At 51.7% G+C, this 23,076-nt stretch carries 23 protein-coding genes and 1 other RNA gene; 8 read left to right on the forward strand and 16 right to left on the reverse strand.

Annotated features, from left to right (window positions below; all coding sequences use genetic code 11):
- Positions 1–8 precede the first annotated feature (8 nt).
- Together C0623_00230 and C0623_00235 are read right to left on the reverse strand one after the other, a co-directional pair.
- Entirely contained in the window at positions 9–347 is a 339-nt protein-coding gene (locus C0623_00230) for a transcriptional regulator (GenBank protein ID PLY03813.1), read from the reverse strand.
- A gap of 277 nt (positions 348–624) precedes the next feature.
- The gene (locus C0623_00235; protein ID PLY03814.1) at positions 625–2,256 is read right to left on the reverse strand and encodes a hypothetical protein; all 1,632 of its coding nucleotides are present in this window, start codon (positions 2,254–2,256) and stop codon (positions 625–627) included.
- A gap of 270 nt (positions 2,257–2,526) precedes the next feature.
- Between C0623_00235 and ssrS the strand changes: the two genes are divergently transcribed.
- From ssrS to C0623_00270, 7 genes are all read left to right on the forward strand, one after another.
- A non-coding RNA gene (ssrS, locus tag C0623_00240) (6S RNA) lies at positions 2,527–2,705 on the forward strand.
- A gap of 40 nt (positions 2,706–2,745) precedes the next feature.
- Positions 2,746–3,942, forward strand: coding sequence for a TraB family protein (locus C0623_00245; GenBank protein ID PLY03815.1), 1,197 nt, complete (start codon positions 2,746–2,748; stop codon positions 3,940–3,942).
- A 316-nt stretch (positions 3,943–4,258) separates the two neighbouring features.
- Entirely contained in the window at positions 4,259–5,056 is a 798-nt protein-coding gene (locus tag C0623_00250; protein ID PLY03816.1) for a rhomboid family intramembrane serine protease, read from the forward strand.
- 15 nt (positions 5,057–5,071) lie between these two features.
- The gene (locus C0623_00255) at positions 5,072–5,554 is read left to right on the forward strand and encodes a Cys-tRNA(Pro) deacylase (GenBank protein PLY03817.1); all 483 of its coding nucleotides are present in this window, start codon (positions 5,072–5,074) and stop codon (positions 5,552–5,554) included.
- A gap of 24 nt (positions 5,555–5,578) precedes the next feature.
- Complete coding sequence (locus tag C0623_00260) at positions 5,579–6,403, forward strand: NAD-dependent deacetylase (GenBank protein PLY03818.1); 825 nt, start codon at positions 5,579–5,581, stop codon at positions 6,401–6,403.
- 22 nt (positions 6,404–6,425) lie between these two features.
- The gene (locus C0623_00265; protein ID PLY03819.1) at positions 6,426–7,832 is read left to right on the forward strand and encodes a nicotinate phosphoribosyltransferase; all 1,407 of its coding nucleotides are present in this window, start codon (positions 6,426–6,428) and stop codon (positions 7,830–7,832) included.
- Between the two features lie 213 nt (positions 7,833–8,045).
- On the forward strand, positions 8,046–8,282 hold the full coding sequence (locus C0623_00270; GenBank protein PLY03820.1) for a hypothetical protein: 237 nt from the start codon (positions 8,046–8,048) through the stop codon (positions 8,280–8,282).
- A gap of 84 nt (positions 8,283–8,366) precedes the next feature.
- On the opposite strand, the gene C0623_00275 is transcribed toward C0623_00270, so the two are convergent.
- From C0623_00275 to C0623_00290, 4 genes are all read right to left on the reverse strand, one after another.
- The gene (locus tag C0623_00275) at positions 8,367–8,597 is read right to left on the reverse strand and encodes a hypothetical protein (protein ID PLY03821.1); all 231 of its coding nucleotides are present in this window, start codon (positions 8,595–8,597) and stop codon (positions 8,367–8,369) included.
- Positions 8,598–8,847: 250 nt separating this feature from the next.
- Positions 8,848–10,038, reverse strand: coding sequence for an aminopeptidase P family protein (locus C0623_00280; protein PLY03822.1), 1,191 nt, complete (start codon positions 10,036–10,038; stop codon positions 8,848–8,850).
- A 541-nt stretch (positions 10,039–10,579) separates the two neighbouring features.
- Positions 10,580–11,920, reverse strand: coding sequence for a cytochrome C552 (locus tag C0623_00285; protein PLY03823.1), 1,341 nt, complete (start codon positions 11,918–11,920; stop codon positions 10,580–10,582).
- Between the two features lie 234 nt (positions 11,921–12,154).
- Complete coding sequence (locus tag C0623_00290; GenBank protein ID PLY03824.1) at positions 12,155–13,375, reverse strand: hypothetical protein; 1,221 nt, start codon at positions 13,373–13,375, stop codon at positions 12,155–12,157.
- Between the two features lie 93 nt (positions 13,376–13,468).
- On the opposite strand from C0623_00290, the gene C0623_00295 reads away from it, so the two are divergent.
- Positions 13,469–13,657 carry a hypothetical protein gene (locus C0623_00295; GenBank protein ID PLY03825.1) on the forward strand — a complete coding sequence of 63 codons (189 nt, stop codon included), beginning with the start codon at positions 13,469–13,471 and terminating at the stop codon, positions 13,655–13,657.
- On the opposite strand, the gene C0623_00300 is transcribed toward C0623_00295, so the two are convergent.
- From C0623_00300 to nadC, 10 genes are all read right to left on the reverse strand, one after another.
- On the reverse strand, positions 13,658–14,398 hold the full coding sequence (locus C0623_00300; GenBank protein PLY03826.1) for a hypothetical protein: 741 nt from the start codon (positions 14,396–14,398) through the stop codon (positions 13,658–13,660).
- 132 nt (positions 14,399–14,530) lie between these two features.
- Positions 14,531–15,235, reverse strand: coding sequence for a magnesium transporter MgtC (locus tag C0623_00305; protein ID PLY03827.1), 705 nt, complete (start codon positions 15,233–15,235; stop codon positions 14,531–14,533).
- 3 nt (positions 15,236–15,238) lie between these two features.
- On the reverse strand, positions 15,239–15,736 hold the full coding sequence (locus tag C0623_00310; protein ID PLY03828.1) for a molybdenum cofactor biosynthesis protein: 498 nt from the start codon (positions 15,734–15,736) through the stop codon (positions 15,239–15,241).
- Between the two features lie 18 nt (positions 15,737–15,754).
- A complete protein-coding gene (locus C0623_00315; protein PLY03829.1) occupies positions 15,755–16,198 on the reverse strand; it encodes an MOSC domain-containing protein in 444 nt (147 codons plus the stop codon).
- Between the two features lie 3 nt (positions 16,199–16,201).
- Positions 16,202–17,242 (reverse strand): hypothetical protein, encoded by a 1,041-nt coding sequence (locus C0623_00320; protein ID PLY03830.1) that lies wholly within the window; start codon positions 17,240–17,242, stop codon positions 16,202–16,204.
- 23 nt (positions 17,243–17,265) lie between these two features.
- Positions 17,266–18,222, reverse strand: coding sequence for a hypothetical protein (locus C0623_00325; protein PLY03831.1), 957 nt, complete (start codon positions 18,220–18,222; stop codon positions 17,266–17,268).
- Between the two features lie 31 nt (positions 18,223–18,253).
- The gene (fusA, locus tag C0623_00330; protein ID PLY03832.1) at positions 18,254–20,329 is read right to left on the reverse strand and encodes an elongation factor G; all 2,076 of its coding nucleotides are present in this window, start codon (positions 20,327–20,329) and stop codon (positions 18,254–18,256) included.
- A 137-nt stretch (positions 20,330–20,466) separates the two neighbouring features.
- On the reverse strand, positions 20,467–21,234 hold the full coding sequence (locus tag C0623_00335; GenBank protein PLY03833.1) for a pantothenate kinase: 768 nt from the start codon (positions 21,232–21,234) through the stop codon (positions 20,467–20,469).
- Between the two features lie 6 nt (positions 21,235–21,240).
- Positions 21,241–22,227 (reverse strand): biotin--[acetyl-CoA-carboxylase] ligase, encoded by a 987-nt coding sequence (locus tag C0623_00340; protein ID PLY03834.1) that lies wholly within the window; start codon positions 22,225–22,227, stop codon positions 21,241–21,243.
- 1 nt (position 22,228) lies between these two features.
- A complete protein-coding gene (gene nadC, locus C0623_00345) occupies positions 22,229–23,059 on the reverse strand; it encodes a nicotinate-nucleotide diphosphorylase (carboxylating) (GenBank protein PLY03835.1) in 831 nt (276 codons plus the stop codon).
- Positions 23,060–23,076: the final 17 nt, after the last annotated feature.

Raw genomic sequence — 23,076 nt, forward strand, 5'->3', positions numbered from 1 at the left:
TTTTCTGTTTAAAGTGAATCCGGGCCCTCTTCGCCGGTACGGATACGAACCGCTTTTTCGACTTCGAGAACAAAAATCTTGCCGTCACCGATCTTGCCGGTGCAGGCTTCCTTCTGAACCAGCTCAACAACTTCACTGACCTGATCAGCCGGCACAACCAGTTCGATTTTAACCTTGGGAATAAAATCGATCTGGTACTCAGCTCCACGGTAGAGCTCGGTGTGACCTTTCTGACGTCCGAAACCACGGACCTCGCTGACGGTCATACCGGCAACGCCGAGTTCAGACAGTGCCGCCTTGACGTCGTCAAGCTTGAACGGCTTGATAATGCATTCAACTTTCTTCATCTGGTATCTCCTTCCTTTCCGAGTAAAAAACAAAAAGGCGCCCAACCTCTCACCGAGAGGCTGGGCGCCTTTGCCCTTAATCGATTCACCGGACATCGTTGTCCCGAATAATCGTTATGTCTGGTACAAATTCCCTGTGTCCAACACCCTTGCCGAACACGACAGTCCTGAATATAGCATAGGACGTGCCAAGTTTTATTTCTCAACAATTTCAGTATTTTACGAGCAGTGCCTGTTATTTATGCATATAATTTAGACACACTTCAGATATCAATGCTTAACTCGAAGGCATATCCGACACCGGCAGGCTGATGCGAAAGCTGGCGCCCTGACCAACATTGCTGTCAAGGATGATTGACCCGCTATGCTCCTCGATGATATTGCGACAGATATAAAGGCCGAGGCCGGTACCGACACCTTCCTTCTTGGTTGTAAAAAACGGTTCAAAGATCGACGCCCTGACCTCCCCAGGAACACCGGGACCGCTATCGGCAATGACGATTTCAACCGTATCCTCTCCGGCCATGCCGGTCTCGATCCTGATCGTGCCTCCACCTTTTAAAACATGTACGGCATTCAGAACAAGGTTGATGAAAACCTGCTTCAATTTATTCGGATCAGCATTGACCTGTAAAACATCATCAGATTCAAATTCAATCTCAATTGAATTTTTTTGCAGCTCATACTTGACCAACTTCAGAACATCATGAATAACCGCATTAACATTAATCTTTTGCCAACGTGTTTCGCGTCCTCTTGAAAAGGAGAGCAAGCTTCCGGTCAGGGTGCGCATACGCTCGGTTTCGTTGGCAATCCGTTCGAGCATTTCATCAATAAAGGGTGAGTTCCCGTCTTCGCGGAGGATCAATTCAACTGCATAGGCAATGACGCCAAGCGGGTTATTGATTTCGTGTGCCAGTGCGGCCGACATCCGACCGACCTCGGCGAGTTTTTCACTATGAATCGTCTGTTCGAGCAACTTTTTAAATTCAGTAATATCTTCGACCAGAACAACGACCCCGCTCATCTCTTCACCATCCTTCAGGGGAGCCAATCGACGTTTCTGGAACCGCATCTGTCCCTTGAGGGTCCGGTGAACCAGTTCCAGTTTTTCTGATTGACCACTGGCAAGAACATTTTCGATCCGGGTGACAACACCTTCGGCATCCAGTGCCGGGAAAAGGTCAAGCAACTCTTTACCATGGGCATCGGCAGCGGAAATTCCGCTCATCTCAACCATGCGCCGATTCCACGAGGTAATCCGCAAATCGGTATTGACCGTGTAAACACCGAGATCGGTACTCTCGAGAATTCTTTTATTCAACTGGTGCAATTCCCTATTCCGTCCGGAGACGTCGCTCAGATCACGGTAAAGTCGGGCATTGTCAATGGCAATTGCAGCCTGTCCGGCAAGGGCGAGCAGTGGTTCGATATCATCTTCAGTAAATGCGCCAATGGCAGGGCTTTCAACATTGAAGACTCCGATAACCCGATCACGTGCCAGCATCGGTACAGCAAGCTCGCAAACGGCGCCCTTGATTCCCGGCACATAATCAGTTTCATTGTGAAGATCATTAATCAGAACCGGGGCACCGCGCAGTGCGGCTCGCCCCATAATTCCCTGGCCAAGAGCGATTTCCTGCCTGACCGCTTCATCGTCATAACCGTAAGAGGCAACGGCTTCCAGAACACCACGGTCCATATCGACTAGACGAATGATCGCATTGTCAAAATGGAACACCCTTTGAGCCGCAACCAGAATCCGGTCAAGCAAGGTATCAAGATCAATTGTCGAAGCAAGATCCTGCCCGATAGAGATCAATGCTTCATAGATCCCGGCGCGATTATTATTGTTTTGTTCAATCTGATTAGCCACGTCTATCCCAGTTGCCTTTTTTTTCATCAGCACAAGTCTGTTTACCAAAGCAGACAGATCAATATTTCCGTCTCGGCCCGTTTTCGTATGAACGAATATAGAAAATGTAAGTGCCTGTAATCACAGCCCTTCCATAAAGGAACATTCAAATAAACACACGAAAAGACGTACAGAAAAGCTGGTTGTAAAGCCTGATCCGGTTATGTAATTGCATTTAGAATGCCGACATCTACAAAGAGATAAAATTCCTTGTCATGACCCGCCAATTTTCCTATACTGAATAACAGAAAGATCAGACAGAGTTGCTCTCTGCCCTGCCCGTGAGGTAACAACGCCCACGCGGAATACTTTCTATCCGGGACAGCTTCAGAGGCGTGGTGAGCAGGCCCGCCGGGCAGTGGGAAGCCTGAAGCGCTTACAAGCTATCCCACCTTGTTGGCCGTCGACGTGTGGCCACGGACCCACGGCAGGATGGAGAGCTCGATTTAGAGGCGTCGATTCAATCGGCGCCTTACTATTTGCATGACTTTGGAAGGCAGACCATTGACTACCGCCACACCCTCGGATCTTCATCGAATCACCCTTGATGATCGGGAAATTATCCTGATCGGAACCGCGCATGTTTCCCGGGAATCTATCGAAACCGTCAAAAATGTAATATCTGCCGAAAACCCGGACACTGTCTGCGTCGAACTCGACGAACAACGCCTGAAAGCATTGCAGGACAAGAACCATTGGGAATCACTTAATATCTTTCAGGTCGTCCGCAAGGGACAAGCACCCTTCCTGATGGCAAATCTTGCTCTGGCTTCTTTTCAGAAAAGAATGGGAATGCAGACCGGTGTCCGACCGGGAGCCGAGTTAGCCGCCGCCGTCGAATGTGCGAGGGAGAATGCTGCGCATGTCGAACTTGTTGATCGCAATATCAGGACAACCCTTTTGCGGGCCTGGCGGAAGACCGGATTCTGGAAAAAGATGAACCTACTGGCAGTCCTCTTCGCCAGCATGTTCGAATCGCAGAAAGTCGATGAGGAAGAACTGGCGCGGCTACGCGAAACCGACACGTTGTCGGCCATGCTCGAAGAGATGGGCGAACTCCTCCCTTCAGTCAAAACCATTCTGGTTGATGAACGTGACACTTTCATGGCGCATTATATCCGCCAGGCCCCCGGCAAAAGAATTGTTGCCGTCGTCGGAGCCGCGCACCTGCCGGGCATTATCAGAAAGATCAAAAACGAGGCGGACCCCGCGATCATATCCGAAATCTCGACAATTCCGGAGAAGCCACTTATCTCCAGATTTATCCCCTGGCTGATTCCGGTCATTGTTGCCGCCCTCTTCATCGTTGGATTTTTTCTCGGTGACCGTGAGCGGTTCACTGAAGCGGCAGTCGCCTGGATTCTCGCCAACGGAATCCTCTCGGCAATTGGCACTCTATTCGCTTTCGGCCACCCGCTGACTGTTGTCACGGCATTCGTTGCGGCCCCGATTACATCACTGAACCCGACTATTGGCGCCGGCATGGTGACCGCTCTGGTCCAGGCGTTTATTGCCGCTCCGACGGTCGGCGACCTTGAACATGTCGGCGACGATCTGACTTCGGTTCGCGGATGGTGGACCAACAAAACAACCCGGGTGCTGCTGGTATTCTTCTTTTCATCTCTGGGCTCCGCCATCGGGACATTCGTCGCCTTCGGCTGGCTCAAGGATATTCTTTAAAGGCAGTGACTGGTTGACAGTAATCGGTTCTCAACTGGATAAATCCTGCTTCACAATCTGAGCTCAGGATTCCGACTGAGTCTTAATTTGAGATTTCTTCCCCCTGGCAGAACTGTAAAGCAGGCACAACTTTTCAAAACAGCTGCATCCTTTTATCCCCACTTCCAAGTCATTTCATTACAATTGCGATGAATAAATCAAATTCAAGCGAAATAACCGCTTGCAGGGAGGGTTGAGTTTTACAAGAATTGACCATCGCGGCTTGCCGCATCGGAAATAATCTGTAATAGTATGAAACAACTCAAAAGGGAATGGAATGGACTGGAAGATTTTTTTTGATCGACTCGGAATGAATGGTACCGTCTGGCAGTGGCGGATTATGCGTTGGGAAAGATATTGGAAAGCTTTTTGGCGCGGTGGATCCGATACCAGCCTGCTGTCACTCAGTCGCGGGCTCATCTATATCAATCTGATTCTCTTCGTTCTGATGATTGTCAAGGCGCTCGCCGCCGGCCATGGCCCCGGATCGCTCCTCTCCCCGTCAACCCGGTTACTGATTCATTCGGGTGCCCAGTACTGGCCATTTGTTATCTATGAGAATGAATGGTGGCGGTGCATTACCTACGCATATACCCATGGCGGCTTGATCCATCTTGCCTTCAACATGATGGTTCTTTACCAGGTTGGGCCTTTGATCGAGGGTGAAATCGGACCAGCCCGTTTTTTTATTCTCTATACTCTCGCCGCCCTGACGGCGACGGCCGCCGGCTATCTCTGGCATCCGATGGTTCCGGTTGTCGGCGCCTCCGGATCACTTTTCGGCCTGATCGGTTTTGCGGTCGTCTATTACCACCGGATAGGTCCGGCCGGGCATGAGCTGAGAAATTTCATGTTCCGCTGGGCCGTATTTGCTTTTATTTTCGGTATCGTAGTTGGCGCCGATAACGCGGCTCATCTCGGAGGCGCCATTTGCGGAGCGTTACTCGGGATGTTCCTGCCCCTCGGTATCCGGGGTCGACAGAAGATGAAATTGCTGTTCAATTCTCTGGCCGGGGCAGCGCTTGCGGCCACCGTAGCCAGTCTCGCATTTATGATCGGGAGCTGGTTTATTTAAAGCGGATTTAAACTAATGGCAAAAAGCAAGGTGCCGGTTACGGCGGCGATCCGGTTTCTCAGGCAGCACGGCATCCCCTATTCCGATCATCTCTATTCCTACGAAGAAAAGGGAGGGACTTCTGTATCGGCGCGCGAACTCGGCGTCAACGAGCATGCTGTTATAAAAACCCTGATCATGGAAGATGAAAATCGCCACCCGCTGATCGTTCTAATGCACGGCGATTGTGAGGTTTCGACAAAGCAACTTGCCCGGGCAATCGGCTGCAAGCAGGTCACCCCCTGTGACCCGGATTCGGCGCAGAAACACAGCGGATATCAGGTCGGTGGCACGTCACCGTTTGGAACCAGAAAGAAATTGCCGATTTATGCCGAAGAATCGATATTTAATCTCGAAAAGATTTTTATCAACGGTGGCAAACGTGGCTACCTTGTGGGCATAGAACCGCATGGCCTCGATAACGCGCTACCGATTACAAAGGTAAATGTCGGAATCTGAATACCACTGACGGAGGAACTTCTCATGAACGACAGTGCAGCCAAGGCCGCCGAAGCGATTCGCAAAGCCCGGGCAATGGTCATTACCACCGGCGCCGGCATGGGTGTCGATTCGGGCCTGCCAGACTTTCGTGGAGATCAAGGCTTCTGGAATGCCTATCCGATGTATGAACGACTCGGGATTAATTTTATCGGTGCGGCAAATCCGGCACATTTTTCCCGGGACCCTGAATTCGGGTGGGGATTTTACGGACACCGGACCAATCTTTACCGACAGACCGTTCCGCATGAAGGTTTTTACATGCTTCAGAACTGGGCCGAAGATTTCGATTTTGAAAGTTTCATCGTCACCTCCAACGTTGATGGTCAGTTCCAGAAAGCAGGTTTTCGTGAGGATCAGATTCTCGAAGTCCACGGTTCCATTCATCATCTGCAGTGCCTCGCACCCTGCTCGACCGATATCTGGAATAATGAAGAGGAGATTCCGGTTAACTTTGACACGATGCGGGCCGAACATGTCCCGGTCTGCCCCAAGTGCAACGGAACAGCCCGGCCCAATATCCTGATGTTCGGCGACTTCTCATGGATCTCGAGCCGTACGCACGGACAGGAGATGCGATTCGATATGTTTCTTGAACAACACCGCAACGAACCAGTGGTAGTTATCGAAATGGGGGCCGGCACCGCCATTCCGACCATCCGGCACATGAGTGAGCAACTCGGTGATCGACTTGACGCCACGGTTGTTCGGATCAATCCCCGCGAATCTCATATTGAACAACCACACATCTCCCTGGAATACGGCGCTCTGGATGGACTTCGGCAGATCGAAGCGCAACTCCAGAGTTGATTTCAGCCAAGGCCCTCGTGCAATGACGCTTTCAGCGCTCCAGACTGACCTTTACCAACTGACCATGCTGGCGGGATATTATGAGCATGGCCTGTATGAGCAGCCGGCAACCTTTGAACTTTTTTTCAGAAGACACCCTTTCGAAGGGAACTATGCCGTTTTTGCCGGTCTGCAGCCGGCCCTCGATTATCTCAAAACCCTTCAATTCGGCACGAAGGAACTTCTCTGGCTTCAACAACTCGGCCTTTTCAAATCTGATTTTCTGAACGAACTGTCGAAATTCCGATTTACCGGCACTGTAATCGCTCCGGCCGAAGGGACTGTTGTCTTTGCCAATGAGCCACTACTCACAATAGAAGGAACACTGGCTGAAACCCAGTTCGTCGAAACCGCGTTGCTCAACATCATCAACTTCCAGACCCTCGCTGCGACCAAGGCGGCCCGCATCTGCCATGCTGCCGGCACAGCCGAGGTTATTGAATTCGGACTGCGCCGTGCCCAGGGACCGGATGGCGCTCTCAGCCTGGCCCGAGCCGCAGCGATAGGTGGAGTCACCAGCACCAGTAACCTGGAGGCAGGTTACTGTTTCAACCTGCCGGTCAGAGGCACTCATGCCCACAGCTGGGTCATGGCATTTGATGACGAATTGAGTGCCTTCAGGGCTTATGCAGCATCATTCCCCGACACCTGCATTCTCCTCGTCGACACTTACGACACCCTTGAAAGCGGCCTGCCGAATGCCCTGCTCGTCGCATCGGAATTACGTGAGCGTGGTCATGAGCTCGCGGGCGTTCGCCTGGATTCCGGAAATATTGCCAAACTGAGCCGTAAGGCCAGGCAGATGTTTGATCAAGCCGGTTTCCCGGAGGTTAAAATCGTCGCCTCGAATGAGCTTGACGAGTATGAAATTGAACGCATCCGCCAGGCCGGAGGCTGTATCGATATCTACGGCGTCGGCACGCGGTTGGCGACTTGTGCCGGCCCCGGTGGCGGCGCCCTTGGTGGAGTATACAAGCTGGTTGAACTCGGTGGTCACCCGCGGTTCAAAACGACCAGCGACCCCGGCAAAAGCACATGGCCCGGAAAAAAAGAAATCTGGCGGGCAACTGACCAGAATAATCTTTTTGCCACCGACATTCTGACAGCCTGTGCAGAGGAACCGACGGCCCCTGAAAAAGCAGCTCATTCAGGCACCCAATCGCCACATTTCGAATTCAACAAACTGTGTCAAATCGTCATGCAGGGTGGACAACAAACCGTACCGGCCATCAAACTGGAAGAGATGGCCGCGCATTGCACGACACAGCTGAATCGACTGCAAGACCGACACAAAAAGACCTCTGAGGGGGCTCCCTATCCGGTTCGGCTCTCTCCAAAACTGGTTGAGCTTAGAAACAGACATGGCAAAGAGCATCTGATCAAGCCCTAAAGCTTTACAAGATTGAGTAATCAAAGTTATTATGTCACGTAAACCAACTTCAACTAATTACATTTCATGGCATACGCAGTTATTAAAAGATATGGGCATTCTCTCTTTAACGGGGGATATGAGTGGAATGGCAAGGTTCTCAAACCCTACGGGAAATCCTCATCTGCCGGCTGGGAGTTCAACGGCTCGCAACTCAAACCGCATGGCCAGTCAATGAACAAGGGTTTTGAATGGAACGGCAAAGTTCTCAAACCGCATGGTCGCTCTGCTCTTTCCGGGTATGATTGCTCGACGCACTACATCAAGCCTTACGGACAGTCGAAACAAAAGGGTTGGGAGATCAAGAACAATATCTGTATCCCATTCGGCAAATCAAATAATGATGGCTGGGAGATTCAGGGGAAAATCCCGATGCCACTGATAGCCCTCGTTGTCTTTAACCTGACATGAAAATCAAAGGCCGGGGATAACCCCGGCCTTTCTAACGTGGACAAGAGGTCCTGTCCACGCCCCCCCTTTTATGTACGCACCCCACTACGGTAAATGTTGATAAACAAGTGAAACCGGCGAACCGTTCGGCATGATGTTCGGCACGAAAAAAACCCCGGTCTCTTTCTTTTTTAGATAGAACTCGCAAAGATGGCGTGAATGCCCCCGGCAATACATGTTGATGATCGCCTTCCAGACGTTGCTCTGCCGATCACCAAACCGATCGTAAAAGGTACATTCATCAATGAATTCGCAGATCGGTGTTTCTTTTGTCATAGTATTTTCGCTAGACTCAAAGTTCGCGTATCAGCAGAAAAGTCAACACGAACGCAGCCAAAAAAAGAATGCCGACCAATAAATAGGCAAAGAGCATGTTCCCCTCCTGTTGTACTCTTTAGTTGCCGACCATAATAACAGTCATTTCTTACATATTTCTTACATTCTGATTAAAAAACATCTCATAATAAAAAAAGTCCGGTCAATCAGACCGGACTTTCTCTCACAGTGTATTTAAGGTGACGTCGCGTCAAACAACAACCAGATCTTCATCAGCTGCGGTAATATACTTCAGCCCATCCTCTGCGACCCAGAAAGTGTTCTCGATACCGATGGCACCGACGCAAGGATAAACCACCTTCGGTTCAAAAGCAAAAACCATATTCCGGAGCAATTCATTATCGTCAAAACCGCGTGCAATAAACGGATATTCATCAAGTTCGATGCCTACGCCATGACCGATAAATGAAACCCGCTCGCCTTCGGCTCCCATGAAATGATTTCCATATCCGAGTTCCGCCGCCATTTCGTAGCACGAATCATAAACTTTTCCCCAGGTCGTACCCGGCACCGCAATTGAAATCGCATGAGCCTGGATCTGTTTCATATCTTCGAACGCACGGACCAGCTCATCCGAAAGGCCGCCGACACAAAACATTCGGGTCTGATCGACAATATAACCATCAAAAACGCCACCGATATCGATAACAATCGGTTCATTGGCCTTGATTGTTTTGTAGCTGGCGCCCTGGGGAAAAGACGGGTTGACGCCCATGCCGCCGAGAGGCGTATCCGAGTAGGTCGGGACGGCACTGTCCGGCCCTGAGAAAATGTGCCCATAAAACAGTTCACTGTTGAATCCGCGCATACGGATCATCCCCTGGTGACCGGCCTTGCGCATTTCGTATTCAAGTTCAGCGGCGACTTCAAAGTCGGTGACCCCTTCACGAATCACCTCCCGGGCACGTCTGTGGGCACGCCCGACGAGCAAGGAGGCATCCTTGAGAATTGAAAGTTCATACTCCGACTTGACGGCTCTGACGGTACGGATCAGGTGCGAAGCATCGACCATCTCGCAACCCGGAAAAACCCTGGCAAAACGGTTATAGGTTGCGACCGGCAAAACATCAAACTCCATACCGGCGCGGGACGGCACCGGATAGTTATGGTCGGCGAGTATACCGGTGATCTCTTTCGGGCTCTTTAACGGAACAACATGCTTCAGCCCAGACTCCATCCGGGCCCGGCCATGGTCTTTACGAACCATGTAAATCGGTTCATTTTCCACCGGGATATAGAGCAGGCCCTGCTGAATTGATCCGGTGAAATAAAAAAGATCAGCATTCTGTATAATCAGGATGGCTTCAACTCCGGTTGACTGCATTTCCTCTTGCAGTTTACTTATCCGTGACGTCAGTTCGGTTGCAGGTGTTATCCTCATCAGAATTTCTCCGTCGGCGAGCACGAATAACGGTCAACATCCGACCATCCATGCTAACTATTTGTTTATTTTATATATTTTTGACTATCACAGGGAAGTTACTGGAGTCAACTCTATTCCTTTTTTCGATTAAGTAAACATGAGAATCTACACATCTTTCATTATCGCCTGAACCATAATCATGAGTGATCAGGTTGTGCTTTTTTTTTAGGCAAGATGATAAAGAGCCCCTTATCAGCAGAAGTTTATCCGGCAAAGTCCAGGTTTTCCACATCTCTTTCCACAGAAAATGTGGACATCAGCGGGACAAAAAAGGCACATCTCCTGGATGTTTCGATGAGACGCACGATATTCAATTCCCGACCCCGCCTGAACAGCAACTCAAACCGTCATCGTCGGCAACAGACAATCCGTGTGACTGGTAAGTTGCCCCTTACAATCGATACTTTTCCTTGTTAGCAATTATCCCTTTTTCTGAAATACAATAGACAGGACCGACCGGGATACTCCCGGCCGGTCCTTTTCCTGCTGACGTATATTTCTACTTCACATCCTGCTGGTACCGATCCTTGTAATACTTCTTCATTTCCTGGACGCGTTTCGGATCAAACCCTTTAACAAACCACTCATGCTCCTTGCGCCCTTCAATGTAGGTCTTGATAATCCTGTCGTAAACTTCCGGCTTGCCAGCTTCCTTGCAGACCTTCTTCGCCTCCGGCAAGAGACCGGTATAGAAATGCTTGGCAACATCATAAATCCCGTGCCACCAGGCGTAGTCGGGTCCACTCATCGCCGCACCGTGACGGGCGCGTCGACCTTCGTGATGCCACAGTTCCCAATAGATCCAGTCGATCTTGTCGTCGAAATTGTCGGTGCTGATCACTCCCTCGTCCATCAGGATCTGACGAATCTCCCTGGCCGGGATAGCGAACTTGTCATTGTAGAGACCGACAAAGCTGTCGAGCTGCTTGTAGAAACCATCAACGAAAGGCTGACCATGGCAGGCCGAGCAGACGTCCTGCATGTCGGCCAGCTTCTTCTCCCAGTCAGCTGTCCGCTTCGAGACCGGGGCCCGCAGGTTCCAGGAGACGCGGGTTCCGACATCATGAGTGGTCGGCTGGTTTTCGGTAGCGCTCATATGGCAGGTCGCGCAGGTCGGAGCATCGTAATAATCGACACCGGCAATCCACTTCGGCTGATCCATATTAAGTTCATCCTTGAAGGCATGATAAAGAATGCCGTGTTTCGACTCTTCGTAGACCTCCTTCTGCGGATGATCGGGTCCGATATGACACTTGCCGCAGGTTTCCGGCTGACGCGCCTGCTCCTTGCTGAAACGATGCCGCGTATGGCAGGCCGAACAGGTTCCCTTGGAGCCATCCGGATTAACACGACCGATGCCGGTATTCGGCCAGGTGTTGGTATCAAGCGTTCCATCGTCGTTGACCTTGACGATCGAGCCATGACATTGACGGCAACCGACCGCAACGGCCGGCTCACCACCGATGGTCTGGCCGAGAATTCCGTCCTTGGTGTTGAGGATGTCACCCGCCTTGGCATGGTGGCTGGCCTCCTGTTCAGCTGACTCGCGCGGGTGGCAGGTCGCGCAGTCTTTCGGCGATACGATAATGGCGATCGTGTAACCATTATGCTTCATCGCATCCTTGTCTTTTTTGTTTGCCTTGTGGCACTCATAGCAGCCGACTCCGGCATTCCAGTGCGCACTGTCTTCCCACTGTTTGACCAGACCACGCATATCGGTATGACATTCGATACACTCCCGGGTCTCCTTGGAAAACCGCGGATCGGATGCCGACGCTGTCAGCGGCAGAACAATCAGGCCGATAACCAGCGCCAACAAAACAAATACCCTCTTCCTCATGATTTGCCTCCTCTTTCCTATATGACCGTCTCGGTCGTTGTCGTGTGGCAGGGTGCCGGGTAGAAACCACCCCTTATTTATTCAAGAACATGAATACAGAGATAAAAATATTGAATGAAGATTTTTCCAGATTTAACCAGAAAAAGGAGGAAAGACAATTGACGTAAGTCAAATTCGAAATAAAAAAACCTCCAGAGTTGGAGGTTTGGAATGGACGCCTCTTTTGCTAAGCTGCTAACCGTAAACCGGAAACGCAATAATGATATTGGTATACTCTCCTTCTTCACTCTCAACTTTTATCTGGCCATCATGAATCTTGACGATGCTTTCGATGATGCTCAAACCAAGTCCGGTCCCGACCCCGGCCTCCTTGGTGGTGTAAAATGCTCCGAAAATTTCTGGCAGAACATCGGCAGGGATTCCTTCGCCGTAATCTTTTACCGCCAACGAGATATATGGCTTGCCTTTTTCCATCAATGTATCGACATTGATTTCAATAATTTTCTCCGGCGAAGGAGATGGATACTTCTTGTTCAATGCATATTGGGCGTTATTGATCAAATTGAGCAGAACCTGTTCCATCTGCTGGGCATTACAATGCAGCACAGGGACATCGTTCGCGATAGAGACATTGACTGTTATTCCGTCCTGTTCAAGTTTTTTACTCAAAAGCGAAAGAGGGATATCGATAATTGACCGTATGTCATGCGGTTGATGCTCACCCTCTTCCTTTCGGGAGAAGGAAAGCAGCTTGCTGACGATGTTTGCGATCCTTTCCCCTTCATTGATAATCCGATTCGACAGATCTTCTTCCCGGGTTCCCTGATCTGCTTTATTGAGAATCATTTGTGCATAGTTGATAACGCCGCTGATCGGATTGTTGATTTCATGGGCGACACCGGCGGAGAGTTCCCCGAGCGTTGCCAGTTGTGATGCCCTGATCGTCTGTGCTTCCATCTGCTTGCGATCCGCTTCGGCCTGGATACGATCGGAGATATCGACAAAGACACAGTTGGTATTCTTGAACGTACCATCAGGATGACTGCTTATACACCCGCCAAGGGAGATATCAATATAGTGTCCGTCCTTGTGCCTGATCTTGAAATGGACATCATGAACCCTGCCCGACTCCTTGAAAACCGGGAACTTTTCTGCGAAAACCGGCTGCCAGTCGGGATGGAGAAAATCGCCATAATTTTTACCGATGACTTCATCTTCATCGTAACCGAGGAGCTTCAACCAGGCGGGATTGACTTCAATGAAACGGCCTTCAGCATCAAGGGAGTGATAAGGCAGGGGAGACTCATCATACAGGGTACGGAATTTCTCCTCGCTGGCGATGATCTGAGCTTCAATTTCCTTACGTTGCGTTATATCCTGGGTCAAGCCGACAGCGCCTTCAATATTGCCATCATTATCATAGATAAAATCGGCTTTTTCCCGAACCCATTTCACTTCGTCATCGATGAGCAGCCGATGTTCAATATCGTACGGAACGCCGTCAAGTGCCTTTTTCCATTCCCGGTCAACTAACGCCCGGTCATCAGGGTGGACTTTCTCGAGAAACTTTTGATAATCGACTACAGTTCCTGGCGCGACGCCAAAAATGCGGCAGTTTTCATCGGACCACTCGAGGACATTGTTTTTAAGATCAAGTTCCCAGCCACCTATTTGACCGAGTTCCTGGACCTTCTAGAATCCGAGCTTCTTCCTCGAGAGTTCGGATTCTGTATATAATTATTGTTGCAGTGCCCTTTCGGTCTGTTTGAATTGACGATTGATCGTTAAACGGGCCAGAAAAATTCCGAAGAGACCGAGGGCCCAGACTCCGGAATGATAAACAACCTGGTTTTCAACATCTTTATTATGGATTGCCAGGTAGGGTTCTATCGGCACGGAAACCGAAATTCCACCCCGCAGATCACCAACCTCGTACCCCTGGGATCGGTGACACTTCAGGCAGGTGGGCTCAACCCACATCGGATACATCGTGCGGAGATGCTTTTCTCCTTCGAGCAAAGCAACAGTTTCAATCGATTTTTTACCATTTTGCAGAGACTGGAGCGCCGTGGTTTCCCAGGGGTCGGCCTTGTTATACGGGGCGATCGGATTGAGGCTGGTGATATGCCCCCTTACACCATATTGCTCTTTACCAAGAGCATACACCTGGCGGGTCATATAGGCAGGATTGATCAAGGTGAGGAGCCGGCCCGAAGGGGTTTCAATATCGCGTTCGGGGATGTCTTTCAGAAATGGATTTGGCGGGGTTTTTTCGGTAGCCGGGGCATATACGCCGCCGTGGCCGGCAGCCCAACGTCTATAGACAAGATCCTTGTTATAACTGGATCGGGCTTCGATCCGGGCATGTTCAATAACCGCGCTGTAATTGCTGGCTATTTCATACCAGGCATATCCGCCAACGATCACGGTCCAGAACACTCCGGCGAAAAGCCATAAAAGATTATTCCGTTTAGCCATAAAGCTCACGATTCATGATGCGGGTATGTATGTTGCGGATGAACCTCCTGAACACAATTCCAAGGGAAAAAAGTAAAATATTCGGAAACTTACAGGTCAATCTACGTCAAGCTATTAATTTAGTCAAATACATTAATAAAACCGTACCTTGTAGACCTGCTTCAGGGACATGAAGTCCCTGACCAGTTTATTCCGCACATCAGGACCGGACTGGGCAATGACAAAATTGTAGACGATTTCGCCTTCCTTGCGATCTTTCTCGAAACCGAAGTTAACAATTCGCAGTCTCCGCTCTTCGAGAAACTGTTCAAGAACCGGCAGGCATTTTTCATCGTATGCGCAGTGGACCCGCAAGGACCGATAGCGTTCTTTTCTGATCTTTTTTTCTACCCGCTTGAGCAGCAACAAGCTGAACAGGGCAATACCGGTGACCACAAGAGCCGGGAAATAAAAGCCGGCGCCGACCGCCATGCCAATTCCGGCCGATACCCAGAGGCAGGCGGCAGTGGTCAGGCCGCGAACCGCATGGCCTTCCTTGATGATTGCGCCAGCGCCGAGAAAGCCGATTCCGGATACGATCTGGGCAGCAATACGGGCCGGATCAAGACGGAGAACGGAATCACTCGCGAGATTGGCATATTTGAAATAATAGACTTCCGATACGATAATCATCAGGCAGGCGCCGAGGGTTACCAGCAGGTGGGTTCTGAAGCCGGCCGGCCGGCCATGCACTTCACGTTCAAAACCGATCAGGCCGCCAAGCAGAGCTGCGAGCAGCAGCTTGAAGGCAATCGCCAACTCGCTATAATCAGTGTAGAACGGATCGAGCCATTCCATGAGCTATCCTCCGCAGTCTTCGGTCTCCCCACGCAGGGTCTTCAGGGCATGCGGCAAGGCCGGAAGAATCGCTTCAAGATTTTCTCGGGCAGCCTTCTCACTGCCCGGCAGATTAACAATCAACGTTTGTCCGATAATTCCGGCCACCCCGCGCGACAGCATGGCGTGTACTGTTTTTGCCATCCCCGCTGCCCGCATCGCCTCGGCGATACCCGGCGTCTCTTTTTCGATGACATCGAGCGTCGCCTCTGGCGTGACATCCCGCGGCGCAAACCCGGTGCCGCCAGTCGTCAGGATCAGGTCGAGCCCCTGCTTCGACCATTGGCGGAGAGCCTCGCTGATTTTACCGCGCTCATCCGGCAATATCTGATATTCGACCACCTCACCAACATCGGCAATCAGCTGGCGAATCACCTGGCTGCTGGTATCGATCCGTTCGCCAACCGAGCCCTTGTCGGAAAGGGTTAAAATTCCGACCTTATACTTCACACATTCGTCCATTCTACCTTCCGCCGGAACTCATGTCACAATCCGGACCACATCACCTGTTACAACCTCACCACCCTGCCGGACAACGGCGAATATCCCTTCACGCGGCATCACACAGTCACCCGCCTGAAAGTAGATTTCACAACGTTGATGGCAGACCTTGCCAATCCTGGTGATTTCGAGATCGATGGATGATCCGACCAGCAGATGGGTCCCCACCGGAAGAGAACAGAGATCGAGCCCCTCGACAGCGAGGTTTTCCGCAAAGTCGCCCGGGCCGACATCAAGACCGGCCGCCCTCATTTTATCGATGCTTTCAAGGGCCAGCAGCGAAATCTGGCGATCACCGGGGCCGGCGTGAGCATCCCCCTCGATTCCGTGATCTTCGAGCAGACGGGCCTGTCCAACGTCCCGCTTTTTCATCCCTTTACTCATGCTGACGCAAACGGCAACAACCCGACCTGTTACCGACATGGCCTAACCACCCTTCTTCTCTTTGACCATGACCATGCGCCGGGCATTATTGACGATAGCGGCAGGCAGGTCCTTACTCTTGGCAATAGCCTTGATATCCTTATCGTTGAAAACGCTCATCAGGCGCAATGCCTTGTTCAGAGGAGTCCGTGGATGCATTGCCAATGCTTTTTTCATTTCGTAGGATTTAAGCCAATCCTTATTCAATAAAATAATCCGAATCAATTCATCACTGGTTGTTTTCTGCTTCGCCAGGGCCAGAACTTCACCATCGGTAATTCTCGGGTTATTCAGTGCTGCCGACGAAACCAGTTTATTTGGGTCCCGCAGAAAAATGGTGCGCCATTCCTTGTCACCGGTCAGCGCCATCTTTATTTTTTCCGAGACACCCAGTTCGAGCGCCTGTTGATACTTGGAGAGCCGCTCTTCCTCGACCTCTTCAATTTCGCCTGGGGTTTCGGTATCGGCTTTATCGGCTTGCACAGTTGTTTCGTCTGGGACAAGCGCCTCCGGCTCCTCGTCAATCAGGGCCGGAGCCTCTTCTTCGACCCAGCCGAACCGGAACTTGAGGGCCTTGTCAGCGTGGGGATTTTTCAGGATCGCATCAACAATTTTAGGTTCTTCAGAGATTCTCCGGGCATTGTTCGCGATCATCGACAACATCGGCTCGCGACAGCGCGCCGCACAGAACACAAGCGTCTCGTTTGCCATTGCCGGATTCTGCAGTAGCGCTTCGAGAATATCGTTGCTCTTGTAACGTTCACGCGTAATAAAATGAAGCAGATGCGGATGGGTTGAGCTGTTTGAAACAACCGGCCCGAGAACCGAGACCGGAAGCTCTTTAAGGGTTGCAACGGCGAGGCTCTTCAATTCGGAGTCCTTGCCGTTGGCAAAAAAGAACAGCACGGTGACCAGATCATTAGCAGCAAGCGGCAAAGCTCCCTTTGCTGCCGACATCTGCATATCGCGGGGAGCTTCCTTGCCAACAATACGCGCGGCCTGGGCTGAGACCTTGACCCGCACGGTGGTAGAACTACTGCTCATAATCAATCCTGCAGAAAAAAGAGTTACCGATTCTTGTAAAGTTGTGCTTCAACGCCCCTGGTCGCGACCTGCCGTGCAGCAGCCGTCGCCTCATCAGCGTTGGCAAAGGAACCGAATGTCACTCGTTGCAGGGTTTTCGTCACTTCAACCGGCTCTTCGGTAACCGTAATTCCATTCCGGTAGAGCTTATCGGCAAAACGGCGAGCCTGGTCGAGAACCAGGTACGACCCGACATACACCGTTTCCATATTGCCCTTACGGATGCTGAACACATCCGAAGCGTGGCGGCGCACCTCTGCCATTTTGCTTGCGGCCATCGATTCGGTAAAAGTTCCAAGCTTGAGACGGGTCATTTTCACCTTCCGCTTCACCGGTGTCAACTCCGGTTCATAGCCGAGGGCCCTGATTTTTTTACTCACACTCCTGACACTTGATTCGAGCAGGAAGGTTCCGGCCGTCAGACTGTAAGCCCCGCCGACTGAAGCAACTTTCGGCTTCGGCATATCCGGTTTCTGAAAAACCTTCTCATGTGCTGGTGGGACCTTGGCCGGTTCTTCTTTGGCCTGATCCTTGGATGGCACGTCCTGCTGGGCCGTCTCAACCGGCTTGGCCACAGGTTTTTTCTCGGATTTGACCGGCTCCTTGACAGCGACCTCCGCCGGTGCCGGTTCCGCTGCCGATTCAGCTTTGGCCGGTTTCTTCACCGGTATCGCAGCCGGCTGCTTGATCGGCTTGGGCGGCAATGAGACCGCTTTCTTCTTGAGCTTGACCACCTCTTTCGATGGTGCCGCCGGACCATCATCGACAGGCATCATCAGGTAATAATAGGCGCCGCCGGCAATAGCGACCAGCAGAAGCAGCAAAACCAGCAGACGACTGCGGGAACCGCCCCGGCCTTTTTTCTTCGGCTCTTCCTCTTCATACCACTCCTCGGAATCGCTATCCTGTTCATCAAATGTGAAATCATCCTGGTCAGCCATAGATCACCATTTCTTATAGTTTTGATTAAATTTATTCTTCCTTGTTCAATTCGGCAAGAATTTTATCAACCATGTGCGCTGGAACTTCAGCATAATGATAGAATCCCATCGTAAACATGCCGCGGTCAGACGTCATTGACCTGAGTTCGGGTGCATATTTCAAAACCTCGGACATCGGGACCTTGACATTAACCACCTGAGTCGCCCCCTGAGGGTCCATGCCGAGGACTTTCCCCCGACGTGAATTCATATCACCGATAACATCGCCGACACATTCATCCGGTACCGTTATCTCCATATGCATAACCGGCTCAAGCAATACCGGCGAAGCCTGCTCCATGGCCCGCTTGAAACCCATTGATCCGGCAATTTTGAATGCCATCTCGTTTGAGTCAACAGCATGATGTTGGCCATCGTAAAGGGTGACCCGAACATCCTGAACCGGGAAGCCGGCGAGGATACCCTTCTGCATCGACTCCTGGATCCCTTTATCAACAGCAGGAATAAACTGTCGCGGAACAACACCACCGACAATCTTGTCAACAAACTCGTAACCTTCGCCACGCGGCAACGGCTCTATCTCGAGATGGACATCGGCAAATTGCCCCTTGCCGCCTGACTGCTTCTTGTGGCGGTAGTGTTGCTGGACCTTTTTACGGAGCGCTTCACGGTAGGGGACTTTCGGCTCATTAAGGATGACCTCAACCCCGAATTTCTGCTTGAGCTTGGCAATAGTGACCTCGACATGGACCTGCCCCATACCGGAGATGATCATTTCCTTGGTCTCTTCGTCACGGACAACCTTGATGCAGGGGTCCTCTTCCATCAGCCGCTTCAATGAGCTGTGGATTTTGTCTTCATCGCCCTTGCTCTTTGCTTCAAGAGCAAAGGAAATTACCGGCTCAGGGTTCGGCGGGGCTTCAAAAACAACCGGCTTGCCGGAATCGCAGAGGGTATCACCCGTGACCGTCTCTTTCAGCTTGGCAACGGCGACAACATCACCGACACTCGCCTCACTGACCGGCTTCTGCTTTTTCCCTTCAAGCTTGAGAATCTGGCCAAACTTCTCATTGGTTTCCTTGTTGGCGTTATAAAAGCTGTCGCCTTTGAGGGTCCCTGATACAACGCGGAAAACGGTCAGTTTGCCGGTGTAGGGATCGGCGATGGTTTTGAATACAATCGCTGAAAACGGGTCGTCGGCCACAGGCTTGCGCTCGATTTCTTCGCCGGTCTTCGGATCGGTCCCGATCTTGACCGCCCGCTCGGCTGGCGACGGAAGACAGGAAATGATCGTATCGAGCAGCAAGTGGGTGCCGCAGTTGGCGGTTGCGCTGCCGCAAATAACCGGCGTAAAGATGCCTTCTTTGGTCCCCTGGTGCAGCCCATCAAAGATATCCTCATCAGTGAGGCTGTCTTCCTCGAGGTACTTCTCCATCAGCTCATCATTGGCCTCAGCCACCGCTTCGACCATCTGGAAACGCATTTCTTGCGCTTCCTCCATGAGATCATCCGGGATTTCAGCTTCCTCGAAGGTACCCTTGCCGTCAAAAGAGAAGAGCCGTGCTTTCATCCGGACCAGGTCGATGATCCCCTTGAAGTTCTCTTCGCTGCCGATCGGCATGCTGAGTACAGCAGCGCGGGTCCCGAGAGTCTCCTCCATTTCGCTGATCGCTTTGGCAAAATCAGCCCGTTCGCGGTCCATCTTGTTGACAAATGCGATCCGTGGCACATGAAACTCTTCGGCCCATTTCCAGATCATGCTCGACTGGGCCTTGACACCTTCGACCGCCGAGACAACCAGAACCATACCACCCATCGCCGCCATGCAAAGACGGGTATCATGCAGAAAATTCGTATATCCGGGGGTATCGATCAGGGTAATGCCGTGATTCTTCCACTCAGCATGGTGCAGGCTGGAGCTGATCGTAATCTTGCGTTTGCTTTCTTCTTCATCATAGTCGAAGTTCGAATTGCCTTCGTCTACACTGCCGAGACGTTCGGTCATTCCCGAGGAGAACAGAACTGCTTCAGCCAGCGAAGTCTTACCTGCATCGCCCTGGCCGACAAACCCTACATTACGAAGATTAACGGTATCGATCTTTCCCATTGTTGCTCCTTTCGATTACATCCGTATTTTATTGGTCGACGCATATTTGTCGACATGTAAATTGAAGGAAATCAGGGGCTCAATAAACATTGAAAAAGGTTCAGTATTTTATCATCACGCTCGAGGACTGTCAAAGCTCAGTCTCGGTTGCGGGCATGAATTATTCGCAACCCCTCCAGCGTCAGATTCGGCTCAACCCGGTCAATTGTTTCCGACTCTCCGGCCAGCACCGGGGCGAGGCCGCCGGTCGCGACAACCCGGGGAGATCCGGATCTCTCTTCGCGCATCCGGCCGACGATGCCATCGACCAGTCCGACATATCCGTAAAAAAGGCCGGCCTGGATGCTGTTAACCGTATTTTTTGCGACAACCTGCGGCGGACAGGTCAATTCGACCCGCGGCAGCTTACTGGCGCGATCAAAAAGGGCTTCGGCCGAAACCGAAAGACCCGGAGCAATCGCCCCGCCGAGGTATTCCCCTTTTTCGGAAACATAGTCAAAAGTCGTCGCCGTTCCGAAGTCAACCACGATCAGACTCGATTTAATCATCTCGAAAGCGGCGACGGAATTAACGATCCGGTCGGCACCAACCTCTTTCGGATTATCGTAGAGTATCGGCATTCCGGTCTTGGTACCGGGACCGACAATCAGCGGCTTCTGCTTGAAGTAGCAGGCACAAAGGCCCTCGAAGGTGTTGATCATCGGCGGCACGACGCAAGATATGATTACGCCATCAATATCGGTAAAGTGCAACTGCGACAGTCCGAACAGTTCGTGAATCAACATGGCATATTCATCAACCGTACGATTTTCATCGGTGTTGAGCCGCCAGTCGCGCCTTAGCGTTTCCCCCTGATATAGCCCGAGAACGGTGTTGGTATTGCCGACATCGATAACCAGTAGCATATTTGCTTAATCCTTATCCATCAGTTTGACATCACCGGCCAGAACCCGCTCCTGGCTGCCGCTCGCCAGCCGCAGCAGCAGGGCGCCAGTTTCATCGAGCCCGGTGACCGTACCGGAGACCCGGCTATGCTGATAATCAACTTCGACCTTGCGCCCGATCATCTGGCACCGCCCTTCCCAGGCAGCGAGAATCGGACTGAATCCCGATTCCAGGTAAAGACGATAAAGCCGATCGGTGCTGCGCAACAGAGAGCGAGTAAAATCAAGACGTGAAATCACACGCACCCCTTCAATCAGCAGCGACGTTGCCGGTGTTCTTAAATCCGTCGGAAACAGTTCCGGCGGCATATTCAGATTAACGCCGATTCCGAGAATCATGAAGTGAATCTGTTCGGTCTCGGCGTTCAGTTCGTTAAGCAGGCCGGCCACCTTTTTGCCGTTGAGCAGGACATCATTCGGCCACTTCAGCTGCGGCTGGAAATCTGCGCACGTCTCGATCGCCTCGGCCACTGCTACGGCCGTCAGAAAGGTGAGCTGCGTGGCCTGGGGTAACTCGATCGAAGGACGCAGAATAATCGACAGGTACAGATTAATACCGGCCGGTGAAACCCAGAACCGACCCAACCGCCCTTTTCCACTGGTCTGCTGATCGGCAATAACGACCGTGCCCTGCTCCGCACCCTGTTCGGCCAGAACCCGGGCCTGCAGATTGGTCGAGTCGGTCTTCTCCAGGAAAATTACATCCAGACCAACGATGTCGGTACCCAGACCGGTTTTGACTTCAGAGGGGATCAACGTATCGGGGGTCGCACGCAGGGCATACCCCTTTGAGGGAACGGCTTCAATGTCGTAACCGAGTTCGCGCAACTGACCTATCTGTTTCCAGACAGCGGTTCGCGAGATCCCGAGATCACGACAGATCTCTTCTCCCGACAGATAACCGTCGGAACGGCTACGGAACAGTTCCAGTATGCGGACCCGACTCGAAGACATCTCAGGAATCGAACAACATTGAAATATCAACGGCCGGGCTGGAATGAGTCAGGGCACCGACCGAAATCAGGTCAACACCGGTTTCGGCAATCGCCCGCACGGTGTCAAGATTGATCCCGCCGGATGCCTCGGCCAGGGCCCGGCCATCAATCAGGGCGATCGCCTCTTCCATCTGCCTGAGCCCCATATTATAGAGCATGATGATATCGGCCCCGGCATCAAGGGCCTCGGCAACCTCATCCCGGCTCGTCGTTTCAATTTCAATCTTCAGAGTATGGGGAATTTGTCGCCGGGCGCTGGTAATCGCGGCGGTGATTCCGCCAGCGGCACGAATATGATTCTCCTTGATCAGAACACCGTCATAGAGGGCGGTGCGATGATTGGTGCCGCCACCGGTTCTGACTGAATACTTGTCCAGCACCCGCAGACCGGGCATCGTTTTCCGGGTATCGACAATGCTTGCCCCCGTCCCTTCAATTTCGGCAACGAACTTCGATGTCAGAGTCGCGATTCCGCTCATTCGCTGCAGCAGATTGAGTGCCACCCGCTCGCCCTGAAGCAGGGCCGTCGATGCTCCCTTGATCCAGGCAAGCACATCTCCCCGCTTGACCATCTGTCCGTCTTCAACCAGAGCCTCAAATGAAACGTCCGGATCAATGGTCCTGAAAACTTCAGCGGCGACATCGATGCCGGCCAGAACGAAGTCTTCTTTGGCAACAAGTTCAGCACGGCTTGACGAAGAGGGGGCTATTGTCGCCCGCGTCGTGACATCGCCAATTCCGATATCTTCCTGCAGAGCTGTCCGGATAATCCGTTGTATTTCAAAATCCATTTTATCTCCCTGAAGTC

Origin of the sequence: Desulfuromonas sp., from assembly GCA_002869615.1 — a bacterium.
GTDB lineage: Bacteria > Desulfobacterota > Desulfuromonadia > Desulfuromonadales > UBA2294 > BM707.